6 protein-coding genes are annotated in these 6,650 nt (G+C 65.6%); all 6 read left to right on the top strand.

Translation table 11 applies throughout. From position 1 onward, the window contains the following. Positions 1-2,387, top strand: a 2,387-nt coding sequence (locus ACR9ZJ_RS18565; protein WP_481288592.1) for a ribonucleoside-diphosphate reductase subunit alpha, incomplete at its 5' end; no start/stop codon positions are given. 121 nt (positions 2,388-2,508) lie between these two features. Continuing rightward, positions 2,509-3,537 (top strand): ribonucleotide-diphosphate reductase subunit beta, encoded by a 1,029-nt coding sequence (locus ACR9ZJ_RS18570; protein ID WP_306849002.1) that lies wholly within the window; start codon positions 2,509-2,511, stop codon positions 3,535-3,537. Positions 3,538-3,607: 70 nt separating this feature from the next. Beyond that, the gene (locus tag ACR9ZJ_RS18575; RefSeq protein WP_481288593.1) at positions 3,608-4,009 is read left to right on the top strand and encodes an acyl-CoA thioesterase; all 402 of its coding nucleotides are present in this window, start codon (positions 3,608-3,610) and stop codon (positions 4,007-4,009) included. A gap of 28 nt (positions 4,010-4,037) precedes the next feature. After that, the gene (locus tag ACR9ZJ_RS18580; protein WP_481288594.1) at positions 4,038-4,490 is read left to right on the top strand and encodes a MerR family transcriptional regulator; all 453 of its coding nucleotides are present in this window, start codon (positions 4,038-4,040) and stop codon (positions 4,488-4,490) included. Continuing rightward, a complete protein-coding gene (locus tag ACR9ZJ_RS18585; RefSeq protein WP_481288595.1) occupies positions 4,487-5,479 on the top strand; it encodes an aldo/keto reductase in 993 nt (330 codons plus the stop codon). Before ACR9ZJ_RS18580 ends, ACR9ZJ_RS18585 begins: the two co-directional genes overlap by 4 nt. A gap of 43 nt (positions 5,480-5,522) precedes the next feature. Next, positions 5,523-6,350 carry an NADPH-dependent 7-cyano-7-deazaguanine reductase QueF gene (gene queF, locus ACR9ZJ_RS18590; protein WP_481288596.1) on the top strand — a complete coding sequence of 276 codons (828 nt, stop codon included), beginning with the start codon at positions 5,523-5,525 and terminating at the stop codon, positions 6,348-6,350. Positions 6,351-6,650 lie beyond the last annotated feature (300 nt).

Here is a 6,650-nt window from a genome sequence, read left to right on the forward strand (position 1 = left end):
CCCCGCCCCACAACCCCGGCCAGATGCGCGTCACCAAGCGCAACGGTGGCCAGGAGGTCGTCGACGTCAACAAGATCGTGCGCGCGGTGACCCGCAGCGCCGATGGCCTGTACGCGGTCGATCCGATGCGCGTGGCGCTGAAGACGATCGGCGGCCTCTACGACGGCGCCACCACCCAGGAACTCGACCAGCTGTCGATCCGCACCGCCGCGGCGCTCACCGCCGAGGAACCGGAGTACGGCCAGCTGGCGGCACGCCTGCTCGCCGCCTTCATCGACAAGGAGGTGTCCGGCCAGGACATCCAGTCGTTCTCGCAGTCGATCTCCACTGGCTTCGACCTCGGCATCCTCAACGAGCGCCTGCGCGACTTCGTGCAGGTGAACGCGCGCAAGCTCAACGATGCGATCGATGCCACGGCCTCCCGCCGCTTCGAGTACTTCGGCCTGCGCACGGTCTATGACCGCTACCTGTTGCGCCACCCAACGAAGCGGTTCGTCATCGAGACACCGCAATACTTCTTCATGCGGATCGCCTGCGCGCTTGGCGGCAACGACGTGGCCGAGACGCTGGAGCTGTACCGCATGCTCTCGTCGCTGGAATACCTCGCCAGCTCGCCGACCCTGTTCAATGCCGGCACGGCGCACGAACAGCTGTCCTCGTGCTTCCTGCTGGACTCGCCGCAGGACGCGCTGGAATCCATCTACGCCAAGTACGGCGACGTGGCCCAGCTGTCGAAGTTCGCCGGCGGCATCGGCCTCGCCTATTCGCGCATCCGCTCGCGCGGCTCGCTGATCAAGGGTACCAACGGCCACTCGAACGGCCTCGTGCCGTGGCTGAAGACGCTGGACGCCTCCGTCGCGGCCGTGAACCAGGGTGGCAAACGCAAGGGCGCGGCCTGCGTGTACCTGGAATCGTGGCACGCCGACATCGAGGAATTCCTCGAACTGCGCGAGAACACCGGTGACGATGCGCGCCGCACGCATAACCTCAACCTCGCCAACTGGGTGCCGGATCTCTTCATGCGCCGCGTGGAGACGGACGGCGACTGGTCGCTGTTCGATCCGAAGATCGTGCCGCATTTCGTCGACACCTGGGGCGCCACCTTCGACGCCGCCTACGAGACCGCCGAAGCCGAAGGCCTGGCGGTGAAGACGATCAAGGCGCGCGAACTGTACGCGCGCATGCTGCGCTCGCTGGCGCAGACCGGTAACGGCTGGATGACCTTCAAGGATCGTTCCAACGCGACCAGCAACCAGACGGCACGACCGGAAAACGTCATCCATCTGTCCAACCTCTGCACCGAGATCCTCGAGGTGACCTCGGAGGGCGAGACGGCGGTGTGCAACCTCGGCTCGATCAACCTCGCCCGCCACGTGGTGGACGGCCAGTTCGACTACGAGAAGCTGTCGACCACCGTGCGCACGGCCGTGCGGCAGCTGAACCGCGTGATCGATCTCAACTTCTACCCGATCGCCTCGGCGAAGACGGCGAACGTGAAGTGGCGTCCGGTCGGCCTGGGCGTGATGGGCCTGCAGGATGTCTTCTTCAAGCTGCGCCTGCCGTTCGATTCCGACGAGGCCCGGACGTTGTCCACCCGGATCGCGGAGGAGATCTATTTCCACGCGCTGTCCATGTCCAACGAGATCGCCGAACGCGACGGCCCGCATCCGGGCTTCGAGGAAAGTCGCGCGGCGAACGGCGAGCTGCAGTTCGATTACTGGCCGGCCGCCATGCCGACCGGCAAGGACGGCCGCTGGGCGGAACTGCGCGAGAAGATCAAGGCCAAGGGCCTGCGCAACTCGCTGCTGATCGCCATCGCCCCCACCGCGACGATCGCCTCGATCGCCGGCTGCTACGAATGCATCGAGCCGCAGGTGTCCAACCTGTTCAAGCGCGAGACACTGTCGGGCGACTTCCTCGTGGTGAATCGCTACCTCGTCGACGAGTTGAAGACACTGGGCCTGTGGACCGCCGAGATTCGCGACCAGATCAAGCTCGCGGAAGGGTCGGTGCAGGGTATCGCGGCCATCCCGGCGGAACTGCGCGCGGTGTACCGCACCACCTGGGAACTGCCGCAGAAGGCCTTGATCGATCTCGCCGCCGCCCGCGGCGCCTATATCGACCAGAGCCAGTCGCTGAACCTGTTCATGGAAAACCCGAACATCGGACAGCTTTCCTCGATGTACATGTACGCGTGGAAGTCGGGCATCAAGACGACGTACTACCTGCGCTCGCGCCCGGCCACGCGCATCGCGAAGACCACGGTCAGTTCGTCGTCGGCTTCCCTGCCGGCGCCCGCCGCGCCGGTCGCCGACGCGCAGGAGCAGGCCGAGGCCGCGGTGTTCTGCTCGCTCGAGAACCCCGAGTACTGCGAAGCCTGCCAGTAAAAAGAAAGTACATGTGGGAGCCGATTCATCGGCGAAAAGCCGACGGAGCGGTTTAGCCGAAACGCCCGTCGCCGCTGAAGCGGCTCCCACGGAAGCTGTTCACATTTTCCCGAGGTACCCGATGTCCGCTTCACCGATCACCCGCGATACCCACATCCTCGATCCCGGTTTCGAACTGACGCTGCGGCCGATGAAGTATCCGCAGTTCTACGAAATGTATCGCGCCGCCATCCGCAACACGTGGACGGTGGAGGAGGTGGATTTCTCGCTCGACGTGACCGACCTGAAGGCGAAGATGTCCGATGCGGATCGCCACCTGATCCATCGCCTCGTCGCCTTCTTCGCCACGGGCGACACAATCGTGTCGAACAACCTCGTGCTGAACCTCTACCAGCACGTGAACTCGCCCGAGGCGCGCATGTTCCTCTCGCGCCAGCTGTACGAGGAAGCGCTGCACGTGCAGTTCTACCTCACCTTGCTGGATACCTACATCCCCGAGCCCTCGGAACGGAACAAGGCCTTCGCCGCGATCGAGAGCATTCCCTCGATCCGGCAGAAGGGTGAGTTCTGCTTCAAGTGGATCGACTCCATCCAGGACCTCAACCGCCTGGAGACGCGCGAGCATCGCCGCCAGTTCCTGCTCAACCTGATCTGCTTCGCCGCGTGCATCGAAGGCCTGTTCTTCTTCGCCGCTTTCGCCTACGTGTACTACCTGCGTTCGCGCGGACTGCTGCACGGATTGGCCTCGGGCACCAATTGGGTGTTTCGTGACGAATCCGGGCACATGGCGTTCGCCTTCGAAGTGGTGCGCACCGTGCGCGAGCAGGAGCCCGACCTCTTCGACGAGGACATGCGCCAGCAGGTGGAGGCGATGCTGGAAGACGCCATCGCATGCGAAACGCAGTTCGCGGCGGACGTGCTCTCCGGTGGCGTGGCAGGGCTCTCCGTGAACGACATGCGCCAGTACCTGGAGTACTGCGCCGACCAGCGCCTGGTGCAGCTCGACATGCCGAAGAAGTACGGTGCGAAGAACCCCTTCGACTTCATGGACCTGCAGGACGTGCAGGAACTGACGAACTTCTTCGAGCGGCGCGTCTCGTCGTACCAGGTGGGCGTGCAGGGCGAGGTGGCGTTCGACCAGTCGTTCTAGAGGCATCGCCGACTCTGAGGGCATCTGTCCGCGATAGCATGGTCGCCTCACCTCACAAGGCAGCCCCAACATGCCCCCCATCGACCGCCCCACCGAGGCCCGCGTCCTCGAGATCGTCTTCCCCGACCACACCAACCACCTCGGCACGCTCTTCGGCGGCCAGGCGCTGGCATGGATGGACAAGGCCGCCTTCCTCGCCGCCTCGCGTTATTCGCGGCAGATCGTGGTCACCGCGCGCTCCGAGCAGGTCGACTTCCACGTGCCCGTGCGCAAGGGCCAGATGGTGGAACTCGTCGCCACGGTCGTATCGGTGGGCCGCACGTCGATGAAGATCGACGTGGCGATGTACACCGAGGACCTGATCTCGGGCGCGCGTGAACTGTGCACCCGCGGCACCTTCACCATGATCGCGCTGGACAGCGACCATAAGCCGACCCCCGTACAGCCGCTGCCGTCCCCCCTGTTGACTTAGAGCGCACTCGAAGGCGTACGCTCTTCGAATGCCCCATTCGATGACCATCGCCGAGGCCGCCCTCGCCACCGGCCTGACCACCCACACGCTGCGCTACTACGAGCAGATCGGCCTGATCGACCCGGTGCCACGGCGCGGGGGACAGCGTGTGTATGGCGAAGCCGAGATGCGCCTCATCGACTTCGTGCTGCGCCTGCGCGGCACCGGCATGTCGATGCGCGACATCCAGGAATACGTGCGTTTGCGCCGCCTGGGCGAGACCCCCGAGAGCATCCGCCTGCGCGGCGACCTGCTCGCCCGGCACGCCACCTACCTGCGCGGCCAGTTGACCGAACTGACCGAGACGATCGCGCGGCTGGACGAGAAGATCGCCCTGTACCGCTCGATCTACCCCGATGAAGCCATCCCCCTCCCCGCCGAGCCGCCCGTGACACAGGCGGCGCCGGCGAACGCCCCCTCGAAACGAAGGAGACACGCATGATCACCCGCAAACTGGGCACGCACGGCCCCGAGGTCTCGATCCTCGGCCTCGGCTGCATGGGCATGAGCGAGTTCTACGGCGCCGGCGACGAGAAGGAATCGGTCGCCACGCTGGAACGCGCGCTGGAACTGGGCATCACCTTCTGGGACACCTCCGACGCGTACGGCCCGCATACCAACGAGGAACTGCTCGGCCGCACGCTCGCCGGCCGCCGCGACAAGGTGTTCCTGGCCACCAAGTTCGGCATCGTGCGCGATCCGAACGACCCGATGAAGCGCGGCATCAGCGGCCGTCCGGAATACGTTCGCCAGTCGGTCGAAGGCAGCCTTCGCCGGCTGAAGACCGATTACATCGATCTCTACTACCAGCACCGCGTCGACCGGACGGTACCGATCGAGGAGACCGTCGGCGCGATGGCCGACCTCGTGAAGGAAGGCAAGGTACGCCATCTCGGCCTGTCCGAGGCTTCGGCCGAGTCGATCCGCAAGGCGGCGAAAGTGCATCCGATCACCGCCCTGCAGAGCGAATACTCGCTGTGGACGCGCGATCCGGAAACCACCGGCACGCTCGCCGCCTGTCGCGAGCACGGCATCGCCCTGGTCGCCTATAGCCCGCTCGGGCGCGGCTTCCTCACCGGGGCCATCACCCGGCCGGAAGACTTCGCCGAGGACGACTACCGTCGCGTCAATCCACGCTTCACGGGCGAGAACTTCGCGAAGAACCTGGCCATCGTGGAGAAGGTGAAGAAATTCGCCGCCGACAAGGGCTGCACCCCCGGCCAGCTCGCCCTCGCCTGGGTGATCGCCAAGGGCGACGACATCGTGCCGATCCCGGGCACCAAGCGGGTGAAGTACCTGGAGGAAAACGCCGGCGCGGTGGAGGTGAAACTCAGCCCGGCCGAGATCGCCGAGATCGACGCGGTGTTCCCGCCGGACTCGGCCGTGGGCGACCGCTACGCCTCCAACATGATGGGCTCCATCAACGCCTAAGTGCTTGGCTTATAATGGCGGTTTGTGTCAGCAGCAAACCGCCATGTCGTCCCCCGATCACTCACCGCTGGGCAAGGCCACCGTCTATGCCGACCGCTACGACGCCAGCCTGCTCTTCCCGATTCCACGCCAGGGCAAGCGGGACGAGATCGGCGTGTCCGCCGGCGCCCTGCCTTTCCATGGCGTCGATGTCTGGAACGGTTATGAACTCTCCTGGCTGGATGCGCGTGGCAAGCCGGTCGTGGCCGTGGCGGAGTTCCGTTTCCCCGCCACCACGCCGAACATCGTCGAATCGAAGTCGTTCAAGCTCTACCTGAACGGCTTCGCCCAGGAACGCATGGCCGATGACGCGCAGGTGCGCGCCACGCTGGTCCGCGACCTGTCGGCCGCGTCCGGCGGCCCCGTGGACGTGGTGTTACGGGCGCCGAACGACCTGGACGGCACCCCGCTGGGCGAGCCCGAGGGCATCCTGCTGGACACGCAGGAGCTGGATTTCGACAGCTACGGCCCGCCGCGTCCGGATTTCCTCGCCACGCACGAAGGCCACGTGCGCGAGGTGCTCGTGTCGCACCTGTTGCGCTCCAATTGCCCGGTGACCGGGCAACCCGACTGGGGCAGCGTACAGGTCGCCTATACGGGCTCGCCGATCGACCGGGCGGGGCTGCTGCGCTACCTCGTTTCCTTCCGCAGCCACACTGAATTCCACGAGCAGTGCGTGGAGCGCATCTTCATGGATCTCCGTGCCCGCTGCGCGCCGCGCGAACTCTCGGTCTATGCGCGCTACACCCGGCGCGGCGGCCTGGACATCAATCCGTTCCGCAGCACGGACCCGGCCGCCGTGCCCGCGAACCCGCGTGGTGCGCGCCAATGATGAATGGCGCATTCATGCGTTCTTCATTGGTCTTGCCTTTAGTTGTGTAGCCTGTACCCTGCGGCGGCCAAGGGGATCCACCTTGACGCCCCCTTTGTTTCGAACCTGACAAGCCACTCCCGGAATCCAGACATGAAGCTTTCCTTCCGCTCGTCCGCCCTCTGCACGGCCACCATCGCCGGCCTGCTGGTCCTCACCGCCTGCGGCAAGAAGGAAGAGCAGCAGAACACCGCCCCGGCCGCCGCCTCGACGGCTCCGGCCGCACCCGCCACCGCTCCGGCACCCGCCGTGCCGGAGCGG

It is taken from the genome of Luteibacter sp. KNZ12-1A, from assembly GCF_056755675.1.

Bases quoted from the DNA above. Each gene is read 5' to 3' on its own strand.
- ACR9ZJ_RS18580 (WP_481288594.1), top strand. From the start codon at position 4,038: ATGCCCCATTCGATGACCATCGCCGAGGCCGCCCTCGCCACCGGCCTG.
- ACR9ZJ_RS18585 (WP_481288595.1), top strand. From the start codon at position 4,487: ATGATCACCCGCAAACTGGGCACGCACGGCCCCGAGGTCTCGATCCTC.
- ACR9ZJ_RS18575 (WP_481288593.1), top strand. From the start codon at position 3,608: ATGCCCCCCATCGACCGCCCCACCGAGGCCCGCGTCCTCGAGATCGTC.
- queF (WP_481288596.1), top strand. From the start codon at position 5,523: ATGTCGTCCCCCGATCACTCACCGCTGGGCAAGGCCACCGTCTATGCC.
- ACR9ZJ_RS18570 (WP_306849002.1), top strand. From the start codon at position 2,509: ATGTCCGCTTCACCGATCACCCGCGATACCCACATCCTCGATCCCGGT.